The sequence below is a fragment of the Xenorhabdus stockiae genome (assembly GCF_002632825.1).
Taxonomy (GTDB): Bacteria; Pseudomonadota; Gammaproteobacteria; order Enterobacterales; family Enterobacteriaceae; genus Xenorhabdus; species Xenorhabdus stockiae.
The window spans coordinates 69,442-92,170 of record NZ_NJAJ01000010.1; the positions used below are offsets into that span (position 1 = coordinate 69,442).

At 43.3% G+C, this 22,729-nt stretch carries 21 protein-coding genes; 12 read left to right on the plus strand and 9 right to left on the minus strand.

All coding sequences use genetic code 11. The annotated features are described in order from the left end of the window. Window positions 1-387: 387 nt before the first annotated feature. The 4 genes from Xsto_RS06805 to Xsto_RS06820 all read left to right on the plus strand — a co-directional run bounded on the left by Xsto_RS06805 (window position 388) and on the right by Xsto_RS06820 (window position 3,969). Window positions 388-1,146, plus strand: coding sequence for a YqcI/YcgG family protein (locus Xsto_RS06805; protein ID WP_211284296.1), 759 nt, complete (start codon window positions 388-390; stop codon window positions 1,144-1,146). An 80-nt stretch (window positions 1,147-1,226) separates the two neighbouring features. Next, window positions 1,227-2,048 (plus strand): arginase family protein, encoded by an 822-nt coding sequence (locus Xsto_RS06810; RefSeq protein ID WP_099124508.1) that lies wholly within the window; start codon window positions 1,227-1,229, stop codon window positions 2,046-2,048. A gap of 18 nt (window positions 2,049-2,066) precedes the next feature. After that, window positions 2,067-3,023, plus strand: coding sequence for a cysteine synthase A (gene cysK / locus Xsto_RS06815; RefSeq protein ID WP_099124509.1), 957 nt, complete (start codon window positions 2,067-2,069; stop codon window positions 3,021-3,023). A gap of 37 nt (window positions 3,024-3,060) precedes the next feature. After that, window positions 3,061-3,969: an ATP-grasp domain-containing protein gene (locus Xsto_RS06820; RefSeq protein ID WP_099124511.1), complete on the plus strand. Its 909-nt coding sequence runs from the start codon at window positions 3,061-3,063 to the stop codon at window positions 3,967-3,969. A gap of 48 nt (window positions 3,970-4,017) precedes the next feature. Here Xsto_RS06820 and Xsto_RS06825 read toward each other — a convergent pair whose 3' ends face one another. Continuing rightward, window positions 4,018-6,117: a plasmid pRiA4b ORF-3 family protein gene (locus Xsto_RS06825; RefSeq protein ID WP_099124512.1), complete on the minus strand. Its 2,100-nt coding sequence runs from the start codon at window positions 6,115-6,117 to the stop codon at window positions 4,018-4,020. Between the two features lie 388 nt (window positions 6,118-6,505). Between Xsto_RS06825 and Xsto_RS06830 the strand changes: the two genes are divergently transcribed. Beyond that, on the plus strand, window positions 6,506-8,155 hold the full coding sequence (locus Xsto_RS06830; RefSeq protein WP_099124514.1) for an LTA synthase family protein: 1,650 nt from the start codon (window positions 6,506-6,508) through the stop codon (window positions 8,153-8,155). A gap of 192 nt (window positions 8,156-8,347) precedes the next feature. On the opposite strand, the gene Xsto_RS06840 is transcribed toward Xsto_RS06830, so the two are convergent. Beyond that, window positions 8,348-9,004, minus strand: a complete 657-nt coding sequence (locus Xsto_RS06840) for a helix-turn-helix transcriptional regulator (protein WP_099124517.1) — start codon at window positions 9,002-9,004, stop codon at window positions 8,348-8,350. A gap of 94 nt (window positions 9,005-9,098) precedes the next feature. On the opposite strand from Xsto_RS06840, the gene Xsto_RS06845 reads away from it, so the two are divergent. The 3 genes from Xsto_RS06845 to Xsto_RS06855 all read left to right on the plus strand — a co-directional run bounded on the left by Xsto_RS06845 (window position 9,099) and on the right by Xsto_RS06855 (window position 12,587). Continuing rightward, entirely contained in the window at window positions 9,099-10,514 is a 1,416-nt protein-coding gene (locus Xsto_RS06845; RefSeq protein ID WP_099110035.1) for an MFS transporter, read from the plus strand. A 239-nt stretch (window positions 10,515-10,753) separates the two neighbouring features. Then, on the plus strand, window positions 10,754-11,803 hold the full coding sequence (locus tag Xsto_RS06850) for a TPM domain-containing protein (RefSeq protein WP_169926601.1): 1,050 nt from the start codon (window positions 10,754-10,756) through the stop codon (window positions 11,801-11,803). A 232-nt stretch (window positions 11,804-12,035) separates the two neighbouring features. Further along, window positions 12,036-12,587, plus strand: coding sequence for an Ail/Lom family outer membrane beta-barrel protein (locus Xsto_RS06855; protein ID WP_099110100.1), 552 nt, complete (start codon window positions 12,036-12,038; stop codon window positions 12,585-12,587). Between the two features lie 35 nt (window positions 12,588-12,622). On the opposite strand, the gene Xsto_RS06860 is transcribed toward Xsto_RS06855, so the two are convergent. From Xsto_RS06860 to Xsto_RS06870, 3 genes are all read right to left on the minus strand, one after another. After that, on the minus strand, window positions 12,623-13,159 hold the full coding sequence (locus Xsto_RS06860; protein ID WP_099124519.1) for a hypothetical protein: 537 nt from the start codon (window positions 13,157-13,159) through the stop codon (window positions 12,623-12,625). Between the two features lie 346 nt (window positions 13,160-13,505). Then, window positions 13,506-14,708: a CmlA/FloR family chloramphenicol efflux MFS transporter gene (cml, locus tag Xsto_RS06865; RefSeq protein ID WP_099124521.1), complete on the minus strand. Its 1,203-nt coding sequence runs from the start codon at window positions 14,706-14,708 to the stop codon at window positions 13,506-13,508. A 272-nt stretch (window positions 14,709-14,980) separates the two neighbouring features. Further along, the gene (locus Xsto_RS06870) at window positions 14,981-15,859 is read right to left on the minus strand and encodes a LysR family transcriptional regulator (RefSeq protein ID WP_099124523.1); all 879 of its coding nucleotides are present in this window, start codon (window positions 15,857-15,859) and stop codon (window positions 14,981-14,983) included. 107 nt (window positions 15,860-15,966) lie between these two features. Between Xsto_RS06870 and Xsto_RS06875 the strand changes: the two genes are divergently transcribed. Then, window positions 15,967-16,410: a PACE efflux transporter gene (locus Xsto_RS06875; RefSeq protein WP_099124525.1), complete on the plus strand. Its 444-nt coding sequence runs from the start codon at window positions 15,967-15,969 to the stop codon at window positions 16,408-16,410. A gap of 67 nt (window positions 16,411-16,477) precedes the next feature. Here Xsto_RS06875 and Xsto_RS06880 read toward each other — a convergent pair whose 3' ends face one another. Continuing rightward, a complete protein-coding gene (locus Xsto_RS06880) occupies window positions 16,478-17,341 on the minus strand; it encodes a YicC/YloC family endoribonuclease (RefSeq protein WP_099124527.1) in 864 nt (287 codons plus the stop codon). A 139-nt stretch (window positions 17,342-17,480) separates the two neighbouring features. Here Xsto_RS06880 and rph point away from each other — a divergent pair, with 139 nt between their 5' ends. Both rph and pyrE read left to right on the plus strand, forming a co-directional pair. Further along, window positions 17,481-18,197, plus strand: coding sequence for a ribonuclease PH (rph, locus tag Xsto_RS06885; RefSeq protein ID WP_099121072.1), 717 nt, complete (start codon window positions 17,481-17,483; stop codon window positions 18,195-18,197). A gap of 85 nt (window positions 18,198-18,282) precedes the next feature. Continuing rightward, window positions 18,283-18,924 (plus strand): orotate phosphoribosyltransferase, encoded by a 642-nt coding sequence (pyrE, locus tag Xsto_RS06890; protein WP_099110027.1) that lies wholly within the window; start codon window positions 18,283-18,285, stop codon window positions 18,922-18,924. A 215-nt stretch (window positions 18,925-19,139) separates the two neighbouring features. Here pyrE and slmA read toward each other — a convergent pair whose 3' ends face one another. The 3 genes from slmA to coaBC form a co-directional block, all read right to left on the minus strand. Further along, complete coding sequence (gene slmA / locus Xsto_RS06895; protein ID WP_099120957.1) at window positions 19,140-19,739, minus strand: nucleoid occlusion factor SlmA; 600 nt, start codon at window positions 19,737-19,739, stop codon at window positions 19,140-19,142. Between the two features lie 256 nt (window positions 19,740-19,995). Then, window positions 19,996-20,454, minus strand: a complete 459-nt coding sequence (gene dut / locus Xsto_RS06900; protein WP_099110025.1) for a dUTP diphosphatase — start codon at window positions 20,452-20,454, stop codon at window positions 19,996-19,998. After that, window positions 20,432-21,676, minus strand: coding sequence for a bifunctional phosphopantothenoylcysteine decarboxylase/phosphopantothenate--cysteine ligase CoaBC (gene coaBC / locus Xsto_RS06905; protein ID WP_099110024.1), 1,245 nt, complete (start codon window positions 21,674-21,676; stop codon window positions 20,432-20,434). Before coaBC ends, dut begins: the two co-directional genes overlap by 23 nt. 247 nt (window positions 21,677-21,923) lie before the next feature. Here coaBC and radC point away from each other — a divergent pair, with 247 nt between their 5' ends. Beyond that, a complete protein-coding gene (radC, locus tag Xsto_RS06910) occupies window positions 21,924-22,616 on the plus strand; it encodes a RadC family protein (protein ID WP_099110023.1) in 693 nt (230 codons plus the stop codon). Window positions 22,617-22,729 lie beyond the last annotated feature (113 nt).

Here is a 22,729-nt window from a genome sequence, read left to right on the forward strand (position 1 = left end):
TATCTATATTAGAAAATAATCTTCATTGACATAAATTATATTTTTATTTGAGTTATAAATGTTGATTTAAATATTTTGTTTTTTATTTTTCTTTTTTATTTTTCTTTTTATTGTTTTTTGTGTTTTTAATGTGTTGTTTCTGATGGTTTTTATAATAATTATGTTATTTCTTTTTATAATTGTTATATATGCTTTTAGGTCGTGATGATACAGTCTAGAATGTTTTTATTGTTTATATTTGATGTTTTTTATTAATGGATGAAATTTAAATTACCCTCCTTAATAATAAATTATTTTATCTTTCAGTTATCACATTAAATATTCGTTTAAAGGGTAGTTATCGCCGTGTCAGACACGTCTTCTTTCTATTAATGAAAGGTGATTTAAGTGAATATATTAGATAAAAATCTAGGTGTTACAAAATTAATCTCACAACCTCAAGTGAATGAAAGTGAAAAAGACTGGCATCATACTGTTCTCAGTGATATAGGGTTTCGACTTGATCATGTTGATTTTCCTTGTGTCTTCTCAAAGAGAGCATTTAAAAAAAAGTTATTAAAATTTATCTTCGTAGAGAATGCAGAGAAGAGTGGCATTCAGCATTTAGCTGAAGGGCTTAAAGATTATGTTGAACTTTCGCAGAATTGGAATGGCGATTTAAATACAGCATACCCGCTAATTGTTGCGTTCTCACAAGAAGCAATAAGAGTTCAGTCTATTAGTGATTATCATGCTTTTGGCTGGGAAGTCTTGCAGAAATTACATGACATAGATCCTGAACCCTGGCCGGAAGGTATTAGTGAAGATCCCGATTCTTCAGCCTGGTGCATGTGTTTTAACGGTATGCAGCTATTCTGCAATATGAGCAGCCCGGCGAACCAGTCACGTAGAAGCAGGAATCTTGGTGAGCATTTTATTATGGTCATCAACCCACGTGAGCGTTTCGATATCGTAGCCGGTAATACTCCGGGGGGTCGTAAGATCCGTGCAAATATCCGTAATCGCATTGATAAATATGATGATATTCCCCGTTCTTTGCAGCTTGGTTCTTATGGTACAGAAGCACTTGAATGGCAGCAGTATGGCCTTCTGGATGAAAATGTGAAGAGAGAGGGTAAGTGCCCGTTTATGTTCAGGAAAAAGTGAAGCCAGTATATTTTTTTATGAGTTATGACCGAAGGTTAACCTGAAATTTTGATTGATAATAATGAAAAGGAAACTGTTCCATGATTGATCTTATCGTTTCTCAGGGTCGCATAGCTGATAGGGCAGCACGCATGATAGAAGGCGCTGCTCGTACCGCTGAGGCGTTAAAAAAACACTATGGCATTCAGGGGCATTTTGTTGGAAAGAGTTCGCCTCCTGAGAACGATGACTGGAGTGTTAGTCTTCCTCAAGCCCGTGAAACGCTTGTTGAATTGCGTCAGGCAATTGAAGCGAGTATTAAGGGAAAAAACCGGACGTTTATGCTCGCTAATACCTGTTCTGCGAGTCTTGCTTCATTACCTGTTGTCGCGCGGGAGTATCCGGAAGCGGTAGTGCTTTGGATTGATGCACATGGTGATTTCAACACACCGGAGACAACAGAATCAGGTTACCTCGGTGGTATGGTACTTGCTGCTGCCTGCGGCCTTTGGGATAGCGGGCACGGTTCTGGTTTACGTCCTGAACAAATTATTCTGGTTGGTGCCCGTGATATAGATCCACCTGAGCGTGAAATTTTGCAAAAGCAGGGAGTTCGGATAATTCCACCAGCAGAGGCAACACCTGAAAATATTCTGAAAACCATTAATGGCGCGCCGGTCTGGATCCATATCGACTGGGATGTTCTTGAGCCCGGTTTTTTACCGGCAGATTATTCAGTGCCGGATGGTATGTTGCCATCGCAAATTCAGGCAATATTTGAAGCAATGCCTTTGGAACAGCTTTTGGGAGTCGAACTGGCTGAGTTTAATGCTTCAACTGATGAAGCAAAGAACGAAAAAGCACTTTCAATTATTCTCGATATTGTTGCTCCTGTATTTGAAACAGCAGCAAAAGTGAAATAACAGGAGAACAATTTTCTTATGCCTCTCTACAACAGTATCCTTGAGACAATTGGCCGTACGCCTATCGTTAAATTAAATCGTATGGCTCCCGGCCATGCCACGGTATATGTGAAGGTGGAGTCTTTCAATCCCGGCGGTTCGGTGAAGGACAGGCTTGCTCTTTCCGTTATCCTTGATGCAGAAGCAAGAGGGCTACTGAAACCCGGCGATACAATTTGTGAATGTACTTCCGGTAATGTCGGCATTGCTTTAGCAATGGTGGCTGCTGCCCGTGGCTACAAATTTGTGGCGGTGATGTCTGATTGTTATTCGGTAGAACGCCGTAAATTAATACGTATGTATGGCGGAAAAGTTATCCTCTCCCCCGGCCATGAAGGGAGTAGTGGTGGAAACCGTCTGGCCGATAAGCTTGCGGCAAAACATGGCTGGTTTCGTGCTAATCAATTCCAAAACCCTGCCAATCCGGCTTATCACCGTGAAACAACAGCAGCAGAAATTCTCAGTGATTTTGCCGGAAAACGGCTGGATTATTTTGTCACGGGTTTTGGTACCAGCGGTACTCTGACCGGAGTCGGTCAGATGTTAAAACTGGCACGGCCTGACGTAAATATTATTGCTACCGAACCTGAAAATGCCGCTGTGCTGGCGGGTAATTCGTGGAATTTACATCAAATTCAGGGTCTGGCACCTGATTTTATCCCTGACATACTCGATAAAAGCGTTATTGATAAGCTACTGACCGTGGATGAGATATCGGCGCGTGATACAGCCCGTCGCCTCGCTAGGGAAGAAGGCATATTTGTGGGTATTTCCGCAGGGGCGACTTTGGCAACAGCACTTCGTGTTGCTGAAAGTGCACCAGAAAATTCGGTATTACTCGCAATGCTGCCTGATACGGGGGAACGTTATCTTTCCACGTTTTTGTTCGAAGGGATGAATGAAGGGTCAGATGATGAGTGGCTGGCATCTCTGTAATCATTTTTGAGGACATTTGATCTGATGGAAATTCTTAATGAATACAGTTGCATTGATTACTGATGAAGCCAGCCTGCCAGAAGATTATGATATGCCGTTGTTACTCGATGCTTGTCGCACTATCGGGCTGAGCGCTGAGATATGTTCCTGGCAGGACCAGACTATTGATTGGTCACGTTTTGATGCGGTGCTTTTGCGTTCTCCGTGGAGCTACGTCGATCATTTACCTGAATTTTTGGTCTGGTGTGAACGTATTAGTGTTTTAACAGAACTGCTGAATCCCTTGCCGGTAGTACGCTGGAATCTTGATAAGTTTTATCTGGCTGATCTCGCGGCGCACGGTGTGCCGGTTGTACCTAGCAGGTTTATTAGCCCCGGTATGGATATCTTACAGAATCTGCGGGCATTTCTTGCTGAGCATACGGAAGCTGACGAAATTGTGATAAAGCCTACTGTAGGAGCTTATTCGAAGGATATTCAGCGCTATAAACGGCAGCAGGAGGATAAGGCTGTCGAGCATATCACTTATCTGATAGAAAAAGGTTGTCACGTAATATTGCAGCCCTATCTGGCTTCAATCGATAGTGAGGGCGAGACTGACCTGACCTACTTCGACGGTGTTTATAGCCATGCTATCCGTAAAGGTGCTTTGCTTATGTCCGATGGCACAGTGAATTTCCCATTACAGGAATTTCGCAAGGCGCGAGTGGCAGATGAAGATGAGCGTGCAGTTGCTTCACTTGCTCTTGATACAGCTGTTCGGCATATGGGGCTTGATCATGCTTTGCTTTACGGACGTGTGGATCTTGTGCGGGATAATGGTGGGAAGCCGATTGTACTGGAAATAGAAATATGTGAGCCTTCGCTGAACCTGCCCTTTGCTGAGGGGGGTGCGATGCGATTCGCGCAGGCACTGGCTGATCGACTGATAAAATATTCTGCTTAACGGAATAACCCCCTGAGAAGTAAAAGTTTACTTCTCAGGGGGACAAATTTAGCCCTGATAATCCAGATAATTGAATAAGGCTTCAAGTTTATGGTTGGCCTCTTGTTTATCAAAAGGCTCTAGTGGCTGATGCGGTGCCAGTCCCAGTAATTCCAGGTATTCTGCTTCTTCTTCCGTCAGAAGTTTCTTTTTTCTCAATTTGAGTACATTGTTCCACTGCCAGATACCGCCGGAGTCTTCAGCCGGGCATGTCCCGTTTCCTGCGGTGACTTTAGGTTGAATGATGTCTTTTTCCAGAACTTTTTCTACTGTGATCTGATGATCCCAGCAGTCACCAAAGTCATATTGGTAGTAAAGCTCACTTCCGACATCACGTAAAAATAGACCAAGACAGACCTGATCATAATTTTCTTCCGGGATCATTATTCCGCCAACCTCAAAAGAGAACAGGTGTGCATCTTCCCATCCCATAGCAGCCTGTATCACATCATGCACTTCACTCAGCGTCATCTGGTTACTGAGATGAACCCGGCGCCAGACTGCTGGGCTTGCTTCATCTAAGCTGATTTTAACAACCAGCCCCTGAGGGAGTATTGAGTCTGAGGTATCAGTCAGCCCCATAGCAAAGAGCTGGAAACTGGCTTCTGACAGGTTGTCGAATAAGCCAAACCTTTTACGATTGATGGCTGGGTCGTAAAGAGCATGAGCCAAATCCAGATATTCATTGGTCAGGCAGCGCTCTTCTGATGAGAGCTTATATTTCTCGATAGCAGCCGAGTAGGTCAGTCGTCCGGCAAAGATGTCTTTGTTGGCATAATAGTAGAGTTTCAGTAAATCTCTGGGTTTTTTCGCTTTCAGTAGATACTCTTCAGGTGGCAACCAAGTCATCATGAGCGATGATTGCACATTGTGACCGTAATTGGCGTAACCGAGACGGCTATTTTCCTGTCGCTTAGGATTGACCTCATAACTCAGTTTCTGGCTCCATTGCTCAAGATCAAACGCTTCTGGCTGCGTCCAGTCGATGGGAAGTTGGGCTATCCAATACAGTGAATAGAGATCGAGTGGTGTGTTCTTATTTTGCTGAACGGAAAGGATCCAGGGCAATATCTGTTTTAGCCAGTCCGGAGAAACCGGAGTGAAGTTGATATCGCTGCTTAACTGTTCTAACAACTCAGGAATGGGTTGGTCAGGATCAATATTCAGCATGCTCTCTCTGATACCTGATTTAAAATCGAGCATCATACTTAGCTGATATTCTTGATTATTCAGCATGACTTTCATCATCATACTGGCACAGTCATTGCCATCCACCTCAGAAGCGTATATTTCATATATTTCAGCGGCTGCCCGTGCTTTATGGTGTGCCATAGCGCGTTTTTTCCATCGCTTCATATAGGGTTTAACTGAAGGATGTCGGTTGAAGTGGGCACACAGGTTCACAAGCTGCAAATAGGATAAATTTTTCCACGCCGAAGAAGGGCATTGATCCAGCATTTCGGCACTGGCAAGCGCAACAGATTCTTCAAAATATTGCGTCAGCAGAAGCAAAGCATCAATACCCCATGGATATTGAACGACTTCCGTCAGAATATAAGGCAGTACTTCAGGTGGTGCGACAGAAAAACCACTTTCAAAAACCTCAATGAATTCGATACTGGATTTCAGATTAAACTCATTAATCAGTTGCCTGATTTTCTGCGGTTTTTGTGGGAAAGGGGTAACATTAGTCTCATCAGGATACTCAGATTTCTGCATCAACTGTGCAAGGTCCGTCCTGATATGAAACTGATATCGCTTCAGGATTGAGATACATAACAGGACATTCTTGTGATTAAGCTCGAAGTTTTCTTTGCAATACTCCAAAACCAATCCAACAGCCTGCTCAAATTGTTCTTTGGTTCCCTTCGGGGAATGAATCGCGACTAACTCTAGTTCCGCGATAGCAACATCAAGCCAGTCTTTAACGGCACCCCTGATATCATCCATCGTTTCTTCAGGGAGTGTTATCACCAGAGTGATCAACAGAAAGACATTCTCTGGCTCGGAAAACCAACGTGTTTGCTGAGGAGTTAGCTGCTGTTTCTGCTCAGGCTTTTTGGCGTATTCTTCTATTGCAGAGGATAATGTTTCAGGTGTTATTTTCATCACTAAGCTCTTTAACTATTGGGGGGTGAACTAAAAGAGTGATCATGATTACTGTCAAATCCACCCTTCTGTTTTTTATGAACATGAATAATCTAGATTGTAAACCCAGAATTAGCGGAATTTCATACTGATGATACCTGTTATTGTTGTCTTAATCGCGCATTTATTCAGTGAATGGATAAGCTGGTAGCTGATTATTATTAACTTATTGATCAGTTTACTAAAGATAAAATGGCAGATGTAAATTCTCACCAAAACTCAGTCTTATCATCTGAACGATAAATTCACCCTGAAGTGAGTGGCTTCATTTTATTTGTAGTATGTTGAGAAACTTGTGCTACTTTCATCTACTGATGTCAAACCGGTCTCATACATGGAACACAAGAGTATGAATAAAAAAATAATTTCAGGATGCTATTTTGGACTATTGTTGGTTGCATCCTTGCTGTTAGTGTTTGAAAAAAGCAGTGATATCTATCCTGCACTGATTTCTGTTGGGGTATTCAGTATTCTTTTTGGTCTGACATTTCTGTTTTCAGCACGCTGGTTATTTTCCGTGGTATTTACCGGAACCCTTTTTATTATCATCAAATTTCTCAACCAGCTAAAAGTTCATTACTACAAAGATCAACTGATGTTTTCTGATTTGAATATTATGCTTGATCCTTCAAATCAGGAAACATTACATCATTATTGGCTGGCAGGTCTGGCTGTTGCAGCTATGCTGGTCTGGTTAATCTTCAATATGTTTCTGAGCTGGAGAAGTGCAAAGCCAATTCCGGGTATCAAGTGGCGTGGATTAAGCGTGGTATTGGCTGCTGTTGGGGTCTGGGATGTCAATATGACAGTCAGTGCTTACCATAATGAATGGCAGGCAGAGTTGCCAAAAGGGCGCGGAACGATGACTAATATGGTCATGTCAGCCCGGGATGCACAATATCAGCCTCCCCAATTTGGAGTATCAGCTGATTATTTTTTGCAGCAGGCAAAAAATGTCTCCCTGCCTGAAGCACAGTCAGAAATAAAACCTGATGTGGTGGTGTTATTACAGGAATCTACGGTCGACCCACATATTTATCAATTACCGGCAGGTATCCGGCTACCTGATCTCTTTATGTTCGGGCATGATGCCGATGTGAGTGCGCAAGGTTTGCTGCGGGTACAAACTTTTGGGGGTGGAACGTGGTTATCAGAATTCTCTGTTCTGACGGGATTGGATACAGATGATTTTGGCTCGCGTAAAAATGGCGTGTTTTATTTTGTGGTTGATCATCTGCAAAACAGCCTATTCCGTACGATGAAAGATAATGGCTATTACACCGTTGTACTGACTCCATTCAATAAATCGGCTTATCATGCCGGACATGCTTACCAGACACTGGGTGTTGACCGCATTATTCAGCCACAAGAGCTGGGTTATCCGGCAAGTATGGATGAGAATTTGTGGAAAATCAGCACACAGGATATGTTGTCTTATGTGAAAACTATTCTGGTTAAGGAAACGGATAAACCCATCTTTATTTATTCTCTGACCATGTATGAGCACGGGCCTTATGAAGAGAGCCATAGCGATGATTATGGGCTGGCAGGCAAATTGGAGAATTCATCCGCTGTCGGAAAATTCAGTCATTATATGGAAAAAATCATCGCATCAGACCCATCTATCAGAGAATTCAGTGAGTTTGTGGCTAAACGCGACAAACCGACCATTTTTCTCACATTCGGTGATCATCAGCCAAATATCCATTTTAACGATTACGCTTCTACCCTTTCTGATCCGGCACATCTGACGCAATTTACCATGAGGGATAACCTGAAACAGGGAGCACCGATAACGACCGGTAAACTGACTGATATCTCTTTTCTTGGTGGTATGATTTTGGAAAGAGCACGGCTGAGCGTTCCCGCTTTCTATCAGGCAAATATGACCATGCGTCATTTGTGTGGAGGGGAGCTTAATGACTGTCAGGATAAGGCGCTGGTAGAAAGCTATAAGCATTATATTTACCAGAAGTTATCTGTGGCGGGTAAGGAGTAAGCACTGATTCTGGATGAAATAGCCTGACTATACACTTCGTCTTTCAAGTTGCTTGTTTGTTGGCTGCGCTCGTTCACCCCAGTCACATAGTTATCTATGCTTCTGGGGACTTTCTCCCTTGCCGCCACGAGGCATCTGGAAATCCATTGTGTCTATGTTCAGATAAACCTACACCCGCTCATTCGTGTAGGTTTATCTCAGTGGCATAATACGGTAAGCACAACGCCTATCGTCATTCAGAATATATTCAGTTCGTTCTACTTGTGCCTGAAGAATATCCCGAAACATTTTCAGCTCAGTACGACAAAAACTCTGGCAGATACTGGCTGCGGCACAGATAGGGCAGTGGTTTTCGACAAATAAAATAGTGCCATCTTCCTGAATAAAATATTGCGCCATATAACCCTCCTGACAGCGGATTTTAACCAGACGCTCAATCTTTTCTTGTAGATCGACAGCGCCTTTTAGCGCTGTTTTATATTTTTCAGAAATTTCCTGTTCGCGGGATTGGATCACTACATCCAGCGCGGATTCACCTAATTGCTCACGGATAATCGTAATCATCTGAACGGTTAAATCTGCGTGTGTATCCGGAAATTTGGCGTTCCCTTTGTCAGTTAAATGCCAAAGCTGGATAGGGCGGCCAACTCCCCTTGTTTCAGAGCGCCCTTCAACCAGCCCTTCTTTAGCCAGTTTCACAAATTGTTGACGGGCTGCTTCCCCTGTCGTGCCTAAGAGCTTACCGGCATCTGCGGCTTGCATAGCGCCTTGTGTTTTTAACAGCATCAATAACCGTTCACTAACGGATTGTACGGAAATAGTGCTATTTTCCAAGTCAATGCTTGACATATTGTTGAACCTGACAGTAATTTATTCCAAGATTTACCTTGTTTAATTTAACGTAAGATATTTCACAACTCAACCTGAGTTCAGGATAATAAGCATGATAATAACTAAGGAAAATCGCTGGAGGGATCTGTTTTCCAGTAAAAACGCACCCAGTGCAATAGTACTTTCGATCGGTATCGGACTGATGGCCGCGAATACCTTAATTGCAATTACGCTCCTGCCTTCTGCCGTCAAGGATATCGGTGGATTAAATCTCTATGCCTGGAATACAACGCTGTTTGTTGTGGCATCCATTATTGGTTCCATACTTTCAGCGAGATTACTGCATACATCAGGTGCGAGAAATGCCTATTTGGTTGCTGCCCTGATTTTTTTAACCGGTAGTTTATGGTGTGCTTTGGCGCTGACAATGGAATCCATGCTAGTTGGGAGAACCATTCAGGGACTTGGTGGCGGGTTTTTATTCGCACTTTCTTATTCGATGATTAATCTGGTGTTTGAGGAATCTCTCTGGCCTAAAGCGATGGCGTTGATTTCCGGTACCTGGGGAGTGGCAACTTTAATCGGGCCGGCTATTGGTGGCATTTTTGCTGAAATGAATGCATGGCGTTATGCATTTGGCCTGATGTTACCCGTTATTTTGCTTTATGCCTTATTTAGTTATCGAATTTTACCTCCGAAGCAAAAACAGAACACAAGCAAAATGGCTTTGCCCATTACCCAGCTGATTCTATTATCTGTTGCTGTGCTTGCTGTTTCCTCAGGGAGTCTGTCACAAGATGTGAAAATGAATATTCTCGGCATTATGACGGCGGCAGTACTGGTATTTCTGTTAGTTCTCTATGAACGTAAGGCTTCTGTGAAGTTACTGCCTGAAAATGCGCTGAGTCTGAATTCACCTCATCTCATCTTATTCGCAACCATGATGTTTTTAGTTATTGGGTTGTCGGGAGATGTTTTTGTTCCCTATTTTTTGCAAGTTTTGCACGAGCAGTCTCCTTTAGCCTCTGGTTATATGGTCGCGATGGCAGCAATTGGTTGGACTATTGGGGAAGTAATGAGTGCCAGTTGGCAGGGGGCGAAAATGCGTTTTGCGATTGTAAGCGGCCCTGCTTTTATGCTGGTGGGGATGTTGCTGCTGCTTGCGATGCTGCCTTATAAATCCATAGGTGAATGGCAAATAATATTACCAATCATTCTGGGGCTTGGGCTATTTGGTTTTGGTGTGGGCTTTGGCTGGCCTCATTTACTGACCCGTATTTTGCAGGTTTCCAGTGAGGCTGACAGAAATATTGCCGGTTCATCCATTACAACGGTTCAGTTGTTTGCTACTGCATTCGGCTCAGCACTAGCCGGAATGGTGACTAATATCTTCGGGTTTTATCAGCCGGGTGGTCAAGAAGGCGCCGCCTCTGCTTCTCACTGGCTCTTTTTACTTTTCGCTATTGCGCCCATACTGGCGCTATTTACTGCATGGAAATCAGCAAAAATTACCGCAGAGAGCCGATAGAAACAGGTCATCACCGTAGGCACAGCCTGAAATCCATTACGTATATGATGACTACATTGGCTTTCCTTAGAAAAGCCAATGTAGACGAAATAGCGCTATTTCCTCACTTCGTACCATATTAAATTCGGAATTATTAGGGAAATTATTTAGATAATTACGGTATTAGACGTCAAAGGAAAGATAAATATAATATATTGCTGCGATATATTAGAAAATAAACCTAAGGATATTTGATGTTCATGATTTCCAGTCAACCAACGGATGGTTTTAGTACCAGTAAGACATTCCTCCAAAGATACAGCCATTCAATAATAAAACATATTGTTATCCTATTTACGCTGTTTTTGAGCATAAGTAGCTTATCCGCAAAAGAAGTTCGACAGGAAGCTAAGCTCGTTGAAGTTCCGGCTCTGAGACAAAGTGTTACAGATATACCCAATATCTTGACTAAGAATGAACATCAACGACTGACTCGTCAGCTGGAGAAACTGCGTTCGGAATATAAAGTACAAATGGCGGTTTTGATTGTACCAACGATAGGAAGCGATAGCGTTGAAACCTTTTCTTCCCGTGTATTTGCTGAATGGAAGTTAGGTAGTCAACAACTTAATGATGGCATTCTGTTTTTGGTGGCACACGATGACCACAAAATGCGGATTACTATTGGTTCTGGCCTTACAAAGCAGCTGCCGGATTCAAAGGTAGCAAATATTCTGAGTAAGGATGCAAAACCGGCCTTCAAAGAGGGTGACTATTACGAAGGGATACGTACCAGTATTGATTCCATTGGGGTATTGATAAAAAACGCAGGGCAAGAGAAAACACCGCAGGGTGTATCGAACATTGCTGGCGATAACGACAATATTTTAGATAACGTATCATCAGGTGAAGACTTTTCGGCTCCGTTGATCCTCTGGCTGCTTGGTATGGTAATTCTGCCATTGGCGGTGTTCCGTACAGGTGGCTGGTTTAAACGTTTTCTCAAATGCGCCTCAACAGTCGCTGTTATTACGTTTGTACTCAGTCTGGTAGGTGTATTTCCTGCTCTTCCTCTGGGATATTATCTGCTGATTTTCTTCCTGCCAGTTATTCTGGTGTTAATTGTGCTCTTTTTCGGCGCATCATTGGTGGGAGGATTATTTAAACGCTTCTTTGGTGGTTCGGGTTCTGCATCTCCTGTTAGTAGTTCCGATATATTCGTCGAAAATGCAGAGCTTTCTGATAATAAAGATATTTTCACTGGTGGTGGCGGTAAGAGTGATAATAAGGGTGCCTCAGATAGCTGGTGATTTATTTGGTTAGGAATACAGCATTGATGAATAACTGTAATTTATCTACTATTGGGATATGAAATTTTTATTTTTGTGATCTTAGCCAAAATAAGTAGATAAAAGCTCTTTTTTTTTTGCTTTTTTCGGGAAGCTGTCAAGAGAATATAAAGGGTTATTTTTAGTCAGTCATATTTTATGGCTGGCTAAAATGAATTTTTTTACATTTTCTTTTTTACAAAAGGGCATGGATATGAAAAAAGTTTTTTTGTTGTCTTTGCTTACATCAGGATTGGTGGTGGGTTCTTTTGCTTATGCTGATTCACAAAACGCTTCCATTGGTTATGCACAAAGTAAAGTAAAAAATTTCAAAGATATTAAAGGGGTAAATCTCAAGTATCGATATGAATGGGATGACCCTGTCAGTGTTATTGGCTCTTTGACCTATATGGCAGGTAAGGGTGGTTTATCTAATAAATCAGTGACAAAAGAGCTGATAAAACATAAAGGTGATATTAAATACACCTCACTCCTTGTAGGCCCGGCTTACCGAATAAATCCTCAGGTGAGTTTGTATGGCTTAGTGGGTTTGGCTTATACAAATGCTAAGATTAATTACGAGCATGATGAAGGTCGCGGTCATGTATCCAAGAAAAAAAGCTCGTTTGCGTATGGTGCCGGTGTTGAAATTAATCCCATAGATGATTTCGTGATCAACTTGGGCTATGAAGGTACTACGTTCAAAATAGCGGGTATGAACAGCCCTGTAAATGGATTTAATATTGGAGTAGGTTACAGATTTTAAGTTCAACATTTTCCCCGCCAGATGGCGGGGAACTATTAGTGTTGAGGAATGGGGTGCTTCAATTCAATTTCAGGGGAATCTGGTAAGTATCTGCCAGAGCGAGCCATGGCATAGCCTAAAATTTCAGCAGAAGTAAGTTCATCTTCAAACTCTTCATCTTGAAACCAATCATCGGGCCAAAAAATGAGGTCTGAAATATTTGAATCAGGGAAGTTTTTTTCCAATAAGTTGACTAAATAATATCCATCGGATTCAGATTCACTACTTTCAGAGATGGCATTGACTAACCTGATGGCCTCATCAAAACTCAGATCTTCAATGTATTTGATTTGATAAAATGCGGAATAAATGAAACTGACATTATCCGTATAGGAGTGTAAATCGCGGAATTCATGAAATTCAAATTCACGATTGGCAATTTTATTCCACTGAGCGATAAGATGTTTTGTATCCGGATCGTTTTCATCATTGTGATCAAAGATTGCATCTTCTATTTGTAGCAGTAGAGCATCCATTTTGGTGAATTCTTCTTTATTTGGATGATAAGGTTTTAATCGTTGAGGAATTGTCATAATTTTTACCTATATGAGTTTTTATTATTTTTACATTAAATAATACGTAGTGTATTGATGATTTAAATATAAATATTTGAATGTCAGTATGTTAACTTTTTTTGGGCCGTTATAGGTTATATGGTTTTATGGCAGGCTATACAATTTATCACTATTTTTGCTATCTGAGTAAAAGTGAGTTTATTAGTAATAATTTTATTAGTTTTGTCTAATAATTATTAGAGGGTGATGATTTTATTTTCCATATAATTCTCATTTTCTGAACGGTAATTACACTTTGCCAGAAAATGCGGCACGAATTATCAGAAAGAAGCTGTTCGTGCCGTGATATTTTCAGGTTAATCCGCTAATAACGCGGCTCAGATTGCCTACTATTAATGTAAGAAAAACAAAGTACTCCTATTGCCAGAACCAGACAATAAACGATAATCGGCCAGGTAGTGGTATTGGAAAAAAGTGTAATAGTGAGCGTTCCACCGATTCCCAACAACACGCCACCCAGACAGGAGTAGAATGCCGTTACCGTTCCGGCCATATGATCAAAACCCTGTAGTGCACCATTAGGTGCGACTGCAATCGCTATAGCGATTCCAACTCCGACAAGCCACATCGGGATAATGAAGCCAAATATTGAGTTAGGTATGAAAGTTTCTCCGGCTGATAACAACAATGCTCCTGCTATCAGGCAAAACATACTCATTCGTAACGTATTCAGTAGTCCCCAGCGGACGATCAAATTTCCCACATTTCGTGCTGCCACCATCATTGCGATAGCCACCGTGGCAAACAGCAAGCTGAAAGTGATTTGTGATAATCCTTGCCGGTTCATCATTACCCATGGAGCGGTCGAGAAGAAGACGAAGAAGCTCCCCAGACCCGCACTGTAGCAGAATGTGTACAGCCAGAAATTCAGGCTTTTTACAGGAAGAAGTAGTTGCGACCATTTTAATGCGACCGCCCTTTGTTGCCGGGTTTCCGGGCAGAATATCCCGTACACAATAACCGTCGCTGCCATCGCAATACCCAATAAAACAAAAATTGCGCGCCAACCCAGCCAGACATCAACCAGTGTTCCGAGCAAAGGTGCGACAGCCGGAACCATGGCAAGCATAGAGCCGAGCAAGCCATAGATAACGTTGATTTCTTTGCGGCCAGAATAAATATCGCGCACAGCGGCGAACATCGCTACGAGACACGCTGAAGCTCCGCAGGCTTGAATAATTCTGAAACCCAAAAAAATTTCTGGTGATGAAGTGATGGCAAGGCCAAATGAAGCTAACGTATAAACAACGCCACCACTAAGTAAAACCGGGCGGCGACCGAACCTGTCTGACAGCGGGCCAAAGAGAAGCTGACCGACTCCAAATAGGATCATGTATACCGTCAACGTCAGTTGGATTGTTCCTGCTCCGGCACCAAGTGCATCAGCGATGAAAGGCATTACGGGCAGATACATATCCATCGCCAGTGATGGCAGTAAATTAAATGGAGATAACAATAATATTGTGGCGGTAAGAGAATATTGCCAGGAAAAATCTTTTGTATGCACGAATCCATCTCCTAAAGTTAAGGATTTGGCGGCGTGCTCATAGAATTGATAGGTTCTTGAGGACGCCGCAACAATCGAAAAAACGAGGATTGTTGCGGCTTATCTATCTGTTGTGTATTCGTTGACCATTCTCATAGCATTATCCTGTTAATTTGGGAGACAAAGCGTCTTAAATTACGATGGATACTTTATAGACGATAATTCATTTTTTCTAACTATTTTTATTTAATTGTGACCAGCGCGACATTTATCTGTTCGTCGTGATATGGCTGTTAATTCTGCTGCAATAACTCAACACACTCCTGTGCACCACGCTTAAGCACATTTCCTTTCAGGCACACAACATGTATAGGTAATACTAATCCATTTTTTGTATTACGAAATTCCAGTTGTTTCAGTAATCCGTTCATTAATTTTTCTTTAATGAGAGAATAAGGAAGATTTCCCCATCCCATACCAGCTTCAACCAGACCGAGTGCCATCGCAAAATTATCTGTGCGCCAATATTTAGTTGCTACCTGAGTACGAAGATCACTCGGTTCACGATGATGACTGGCAATAATAATCTGTCGGGTTTGGACTAGATCCTCAATATAAAGGGAAGCCTGATGAGATAAAGAGGGGTGGGATGATGAGATTGTTGCAATAAATGATTCATGGCCAATGCAATAAATTTGTTCCTGTGGATTCACATGTAATCCGCCAAAAACTAATGCCAATTGAATACGATTCTGATGCAGTAAAGGCAGAATATCATCCTGAGGAGCGGTAATAATCTCAACATTCATTAATGGATAACGTTGATTAATTGTATGCAAAGCAAGGAATAATTTTTGTGGATTAACTCCCGTAGATACACCAATAGTGAGTGTACTCTCGACCCCTTGCGTCAATTCATGTGAAAAAACATTAAGCTGACGTAAATTATCGACTATCTCCCTCGCGTAAGGAGCCAACGTTTTTGCTTTCTCAGTCGGTACTGGCTCCCGGCTCTGTCGATCAAATAAGGCAAATCCCAACTCCGCTTCAAGATTAGCGATTGCCATGCTAACCGCAGAAGGAACCCGGTGTAGTGTTCTGGCTGCGGCTGAAAATGAGCCTTTATCTAATACAGTCAGGAACACGAGTAAGTTGTCACTGGTGAATGGCATATCCAACCTTTCAATAAAACTGATAGTAGTTAACTTTTATTATCATCTTTATTGATTTAACTTGCCAGTTTCAAAATAACAGCACAAAAACAGGTTTCGAATAAAATATGCAGGGCATTAAACGTAAAGTAATTTTCATTACTGCTTATGAAGTTATCGGCTGGATGATTTCATCGCTGACACTCGCTTTCTTATCCGGTAATTCGGCGGGTGTTACAGGTCCACTGGCTCTGGTCATTACAACCATCGCGGTCAGTTGGAATTTTATCTTTAATACTTTGTTTGAATTTTGGGAATCACGTCAGCAATCACGCATCCGGACATTCCGGCGTCGAGTCGTACATGCTGTTTTATTTCAGCTAACTTTGGTTATCTTCTTAATCCCGCTTATTGCATGGTGGCTTTCAATCAGCTTATTTCAGGCGCTCATACTGGATTTCGCACTGATTATTTTCATCCCTATCTATACGTTCTTTTTTAACTGGGCTTTTGACAAAATTTTCGGATTGCCCAAGTCCGCGCTTCCACAGGAAGAAAGCGTGCTTCGTTAGAATCATAAAAGCCAGTAATACTCAGATATTACTGGCTTTGTGAAATGTTGTGAGAGGTTATGAAACGTTATTCAATATTTTGTATTTGCTCACGCATCTGCTCAATCAACACCTTCAACTCAATTGCAGAATTTGTCACATCGGCATTAATTGATTTTGATGCCAGCGTATTCGACTCGCGGTTAAATTCTTGCATCATGAAATCCAGCCGGCGACCGACGGCTTCTTTCTTTTTCAGAATATTACGTGTTTCTTTGATATGTGCGTCTAAACGATCCAGCTCTTCCGCTACATCAATACGCTGAGCCAACAAGATAAGCTCTTGTTCAAGACGGTTGTTTTCTAATTGGATTTGGGCTTCTTCCAGCTTAGTTTGTAAACGCTCTCTTTGCCATTGCAGGATGGCCGGCATTTGTTCACGAACTTTACCCACTTCTACTGTTACGGCATCTAAGCGCTTTTCGATCAGCACCTTAAGTGCCTGACCTTCAGTTTCACGGCTTTGGATAAAGGCATCCAGTGCCAGATCGAGTTCTGCCAGCAGTTGTGCGCTGATGGCATCCAGATCCTGTTCTTCGGCAGACATTACACCCGGCCAGCGCAGGATATCGACAGGATTGATTTCCCCTTCGTTGCTCTGTTGCTTAATCCAACCAGCGGCTTCAACGAGCTGTTTTGCCAGCTTTTCATTAAGAATCAATGTGCCCTGAGTGCGGGTATCCAGTTCAAAGCGCAGGTTACACTCCACTTTGCCGCGAGTCAGGCGGGAACGAATACGCTCACGGATGACGGGTTCCAGACTTCTGAATTGCTCCGGCAGACGAATGTAAGTTTCCAGGTAACGTTGATTGACAGAACGCAGTTCCCAGGCCGCGTTTCCCCAGTCTCCCTTGATATCTCGCCGCGCAAAAGCGGTCATGCTACGGATCATAACTCATTCCCAATTTATAAAATGATGAAGGATTATAACGTTCCATGCAGATGCAGGATAGGCATTCGCTAAGTTAGGCCTTATAATGCGCCCCCAATAAAGTATTAACAGCGGAGAGAACACCATGAGCCAGATAGGAATGCGTCCGGCAGGAAGAGCAGTAGAGCAGGTTCGTCCTATTACAATCACCCGTAATTACACTAAACATGCGGAAGGCTCAGTTCTGGTTGAGTTTGGGGATACCAAGGTGTTATGTAATGCCTCCGTTGAAGAAGGGATCCCCCGTTTCCTGAAAGGTCAGGGGCAGGGCTGGATCACAGCAGAATATGGGATGTTGCCGCGGGCGACAAATACCCGCAATGCCCGTGAAGCAGCAAGAGGCAAGCAGACTGGCCGTACAATGGAAATCCAGCGTCTGATTGCCCGTTCATTGCGTGCGGCAGTCGATCTGAAAAAGCTGGGTGAATATACCATCACGCTGGACTGTGATGTTATTCAGGCAGATGGCGGCACGCGTACTGCCGCGATTTCCGGTGCATGCGTGGCTCTGGTAGATGCACTGAATAAACTGGTTGCTGATGGCAAGCTGAAAGAAAGCCCGTTGAAGTCAATGGTAGCCGCAGTTTCTGTTGGTATCGTTGAAGGTGAAGGCCGTTGTGATTTGGAGTATGTAGAAGACTCTGCGGCTGAAACTGATATGAACGTCGTCATGATGGATGATGGCCGGATGATTGAAGTTCAGGGCACGGCAGAAGGGGAACCATTCAGCCATGATGAACTGCTCTCATTGCTTTCCCTCGCAAAAGGGGGATTGGAAACTATTTTTGCGGCGCAGCGAGATGCGCTAGAAAAGTAAATAGATCAGGCGGCTGAAGAGTCGCCTTTTTTATGTCTGTAATAACCGCGACAAGAATGATAATAATGCACAAAAGGAGAAACCCATGAAAGCCTATCAGCGCGAATTTATTGAACTGGCACTGAAAAAACAAGTGCTGAAATTTGGCGAATTTACGCTGAAATCCGGTCGTAAGAGCCCATATTTTTTCAATGCGGGTCTTTTTAATACCGGGCGTGATTTGGCATTGATTGGTCGTTTTTATGCTGCAGCATTACAGGATAGTGGTATCCCGTGTGATCTGCTGTTCGGGCCAGCTTATAAAGGTATCCCAATCGCAACGACAACCGCTGTAGCATTGGCGGAGCATCATGATATTGATATGCCTTATTGCTTTAACCGCAAAGAAGCGAAGGATCATGGAGAAGGCGGAACGCTGGTCGGTAGCCCACTGCAAGGCAGAGTCGTGGTGGTAGATGATGTGATAACTGCCGGAACTGCGATTCGTGAATCGATGGAAATCATCAAACAACACGGTGCAACGTTATCTGGCGTTATTTTGTGTCTGGATCGTCAGGAGCGCGGGCGTGAAACACTTTCAGCAATTCAGGAAGTTGAACGTGATTACCATTGTCAGGTCTTCTCTATCATTACTTTAAATGACTTGATCACTTATCTGCGGGAAAATCCGGAAATGCAGTCTCATTTGGAAGCTGTGGAAGCTTACCGTCGCGAGTATGGTATCTGATTGACAAGTTCTGCCGTAATAGCAGGTTAAAAAAAATCCCTCGCCCAATGGTGGGCGGGGTGAGTAGTAGAAATAACATTCCGTATATAATATGGCTGGAATGTCATTACTGAGCGATTGGGTAGTCAACTCAGCTAGCCAAATCATGTTAACACAAATTAATGTAAAAAAACGCCTGTTATCACATTTCTATCATGAAAAGTGGTAAGCGTGATTTATTGTAATTGCGTTAATATCAAAGGCCAGCGCACTTCAAACTCTTTCGTTGGTCGATAACGAAATTCAGAGCGAACGAAGCGAGAGAGCATTCCTTCACAAAAAGCCAGCAATTGTGATGCCAGTACGGTTTCATCATAACTGAAACCCTGACCATCCCGTATTTTCTTCTCTTTTAAGATCTGGCGAAGCTGTACTTCAATGCGTTCAAACAGCTGGTTAATGCGACTTTGTAGCTTGTCCTGCTCAAACATCAGGGCATGGCCTGTCATGATACGGGTCAGCCCCGGGTTTTTTTCTGCAAAGCCTAAGATCAGCATCAGGATTAACCGGAGTCGGGGAATAGTCTCTTTTTCATCCTGTAGGATGAGATTGATACGTGAAATCAAAGAGTCTTCAATGAACTCGATCAGGCTGTCAAACATCCGGGTTTTGCTTGGAAAATGACGATAAAGTGCGGCTTCAGAAACACCGACGTTGGCGGCAAGTTTTGCTGTGGTAATACGCTGGCTACCATCGCTGGATTCAAGCATATGTGCCAGTGCCTGCAAGATTTCTTCACGTCTGTTTTTCTTTTTTGTACGTTCTATTTCTGCCATGTCTGGTAATACCCCTGCTAAGACAGCAAAATATCTATACCTTTCGCCTTTCAAGCTGCCTCTTTGTTGGCTGCGCTCGTTCACCCCAGTCACATAGTTATCTATGCTTCTGGGGACTTTCTCCCTTGCCGCCGCGATGCAACTTGAAATCCATTGGGTATAAATCGCAACTCAAAACTGATTGGGTATACATTTTGCCCATGCAAAGATGGGCAAAAATATAAAAGTAGTTTGATGGTATCAGGCGTTAGGAAAATTATTGACGACCGGAATGACCAAAACCACCACTGCCACGTTCACTGCTTTCAAAATCTTCTACCAAGTTAAACTCAGCCTGAACAACGGGCACAATCACCATTTGTGCAATGCGTTCTCCCGGTTCAATGACGAAGGTTTTATCTCCGCGGTTCCAGACAGAAACCATCAGTTGACCTTGATAGTCAGAGTCAATCAGCCCGACTAGATTACCCAGTACTACCCCGTGTTTATGGCCCAGACCAGAGCGGGGGAGGATGACAGCAGCGAGTTGTTCATCCGCGATATGGATAGCCAGCCCCGTGGGAAGAAGTTCAGTCTGACCGGGAGCCAGTTCCACTGCATTATCCAGACAAGCACGTAAATCTAAACCCGCAGAACCAGGAGTAGCGTAAGTTGGTAAAGGAAATTCTTGTCCGATGCGGGGATCAAGGATTTTAACGTCGATTTTTTTCATCATAGCGTTTGAATATCTCGTCTAATAAGCGGTGGCTGAGTTGTAATTTACCACTGTGCGGTAAATTAATGCTGCCATCATGCCAGAACAGCTGTAATGCGTTGGTATCACTGTTAAAGCCGTGTTCAGCCAGCGATACATCGTTCGCGCAAATCAGGTCCAGATTCTTCTGCCTGAGTTTTCCACGGGCGTATTCTTCCACATTCCGGGTTTCGGCTGCAAATCCAACGACAAAGGGGCGATGTTTTTCCATTGCCGCAACACTCGCTACGATGTCAGGATTTTTGACTAATGTATAGGTGATTTCATCACCCTGTTTCTTGAGTTTTTCGGTTGCAGTCTGCTTGAAGCGATAATCAGAGACGGCAGCACAGCCGATGAAAATATGCTGTGAAGCAGCGGTTTCCTGTACTTGTTTGTACATTTCCAGTGCGCTGGTGACATCAATACGTTTGACGTTCAGAGGCGTAGGTAAATTAACAGGTCCGGTAATCAACGTGACTTCCGCACCACGCTCCGCCGCTGCCTGAGCGATAGAAAAACCCATTTTTCCGGAACTATGATTAGTAATAAAACGGACAGGATCTAATGCCTCACGAGTCGGGCCGGCAGTAATTGTGATTTGAAGGCCCATCAAATCTCTGACAGGGTTTAAGTGCTGGGTTGCCCGCTCGACAATCTCCATCGGTTCAATCATTCTTCCCGGCCCTACATCACCACAGGCCTGACTGCCTTCATCCGGACCCCAAATCAGCACATTACGCCCTCTTAGTATGTTGAGGTTATGCTGAGTGGCTTGGGCGCGGTACATTTGCTGGTTCATTGCAGGAACAACTGCCAGAGGTGCTGCTGAAGCCAGGCAAATAGTCGTTACTAAATCGTTTGCCATACCAGCACTTAAACGGGCCAGCAGATCGGCGGTAGCAGGGGCAAGAATGATCAAGTCAGCCCATTTCGCCAGTTCAATATGCCCCATAGCCGCTTCTGCCGCTGGGTCTAAAAGATCATCAGAAACCGGATGGCCTGAGACGGCCTGTAATGTCAGAGGAGTAATAAAAGCTTCTGCTGCTGGTGTCATCACTACGCGCACTTGTGCGCCGCGATCGCGTAAACGACGTACCAGCTCCGCTGTTTTATAAGCAGCAATACCGCCACTGATACCGAGCACAATCTGTTTACCAGAAAGATGCTTACCAGAAAGTTCGTTGCCGGAAAGTCCTGCCATTCTGATTGTCCACCTGTAAGTTACGATTACCAAGATTCTATCATAAGAAAATAAGGTACTGAGAATATGGCGTTGAGAACGCCTCTGTTTTGTTATGACTAAATGACAAGTTTGCGAAGCGTTACGCAAAGCATAAGAATGGCTCTGGCGGTCGTTTTTTCATCATGGGATATTAGCGATGTGAGTATCAGCAGTATGCGCCATGATGGCTGTTCACCAGACATAGGATAAGTAAAAGGGGGAGCGAATGGATATCACGATGGTGGAAAAAAGCGATGAAGTGAATTCAGATCTCGCTCCCCGGGAGAAACTGCTGGCATATGGTGCAGTTGCTCTGACGGATGCAGAGCTGTTAGCGATATTTTTACGCACAGGAGCCAGAGGTGTGCCTGTTGTACAAATGGCAGAGCATTTATTGCAATCATTCGGTTCTCTGTACCATCTGCTTTCAGCTGATTATGCTGATTTTTGTTCGCATAAAGGCATGGGATTATGCAAATATGTGCAGTTACAAGCAGTTTCTGAATTGGCAAAGCGTTTCTTCTCCAGCCAATTTATCCATGAAGATGTGATGAGCAGCCCGGTGGCAACCCAAAATTATTTGCAGGATTTATTATCCTGGCAGGATCGGGAGATTTTTGTCGTCCTGTTTTTGACAAATCAGCATAAAGTCATTTGTCATGATGAAATGTTTAAAGGAACGATAAACAAAGTTGAAGTCCACCCGCGTGAAATTGTAAAACAGGCAGTTAAAGTAAATGCTGCATCAATTATCCTGGCCCATAATCACCCTTCCGGCAACCCAGAGCCTAGTCTGGCGGACAAACTGGTAACAGAAAAAATCATTGAGGCTTGTGATTTAATCGGGGTTAAAGTTTTAGATCATATTGTTATTGGCAAACAATATTGTGTTTCATTTGTAGAAAGAGGCTGGATTTAATACGGTTTTTGCACGAACCGATCAGATCTTAGCTGTTCGGGACTTGAGCATCGGCGAATGAGGGCGTATACTACGCCACCTTTGAGGATCTTGGGCCTGGCGAGAAGAGCCTA

Bases quoted from the DNA above. Each gene is read 5' to 3' on its own strand.
- Xsto_RS06850 (WP_169926601.1), top strand. From the start codon at position 10,754: ATGATTTCCAGTCAACCAACGGATGGTTTTAGTACCAGTAAGACATTC.
- Xsto_RS06840 (WP_099124517.1), bottom strand. From the start codon at position 9,004: ATGTCAAGCATTGACTTGGAAAATAGCACTATTTCCGTACAATCCGTT.
- pyrE (WP_099110027.1), top strand. From the start codon at position 18,283: ATGAAAGCCTATCAGCGCGAATTTATTGAACTGGCACTGAAAAAACAA.
- Xsto_RS06820 (WP_099124511.1), top strand. From the start codon at position 3,061: ATGAATACAGTTGCATTGATTACTGATGAAGCCAGCCTGCCAGAAGAT.
- Xsto_RS06875 (WP_099124525.1), top strand. From the start codon at position 15,967: ATGCAGGGCATTAAACGTAAAGTAATTTTCATTACTGCTTATGAAGTT.
- rph (WP_099121072.1), top strand. From the start codon at position 17,481: ATGCGTCCGGCAGGAAGAGCAGTAGAGCAGGTTCGTCCTATTACAATC.
- Xsto_RS06860 (WP_099124519.1), bottom strand. From the start codon at position 13,159: ATGACAATTCCTCAACGATTAAAACCTTATCATCCAAATAAAGAAGAA.
- radC (WP_099110023.1), top strand. From the start codon at position 21,924: ATGGATATCACGATGGTGGAAAAAAGCGATGAAGTGAATTCAGATCTC.
- cysK (WP_099124509.1), top strand. From the start codon at position 2,067: ATGCCTCTCTACAACAGTATCCTTGAGACAATTGGCCGTACGCCTATC.
- Xsto_RS06810 (WP_099124508.1), top strand. From the start codon at position 1,227: ATGATTGATCTTATCGTTTCTCAGGGTCGCATAGCTGATAGGGCAGCA.
- Xsto_RS06870 (WP_099124523.1), bottom strand. From the start codon at position 15,859: ATGCCATTCACCAGTGACAACTTACTCGTGTTCCTGACTGTATTAGAT.
- dut (WP_099110025.1), bottom strand. From the start codon at position 20,454: ATGATGAAAAAAATCGACGTTAAAATCCTTGATCCCCGCATCGGACAA.
- Xsto_RS06855 (WP_099110100.1), top strand. From the start codon at position 12,036: ATGAAAAAAGTTTTTTTGTTGTCTTTGCTTACATCAGGATTGGTGGTG.
- Xsto_RS06825 (WP_099124512.1), bottom strand. From the start codon at position 6,117: ATGAAAATAACACCTGAAACATTATCCTCTGCAATAGAAGAATACGCC.
- Xsto_RS06830 (WP_099124514.1), top strand. From the start codon at position 6,506: ATGAATAAAAAAATAATTTCAGGATGCTATTTTGGACTATTGTTGGTT.
- Xsto_RS06880 (WP_099124527.1), bottom strand. From the start codon at position 17,341: ATGATCCGTAGCATGACCGCTTTTGCGCGGCGAGATATCAAGGGAGAC.
- slmA (WP_099120957.1), bottom strand. From the start codon at position 19,739: ATGGCAGAAATAGAACGTACAAAAAAGAAAAACAGACGTGAAGAAATC.
- Xsto_RS06845 (WP_099110035.1), top strand. From the start codon at position 9,099: ATGATAATAACTAAGGAAAATCGCTGGAGGGATCTGTTTTCCAGTAAA.
- coaBC (WP_099110024.1), bottom strand. From the start codon at position 21,676: ATGGCAGGACTTTCCGGCAACGAACTTTCTGGTAAGCATCTTTCTGGT.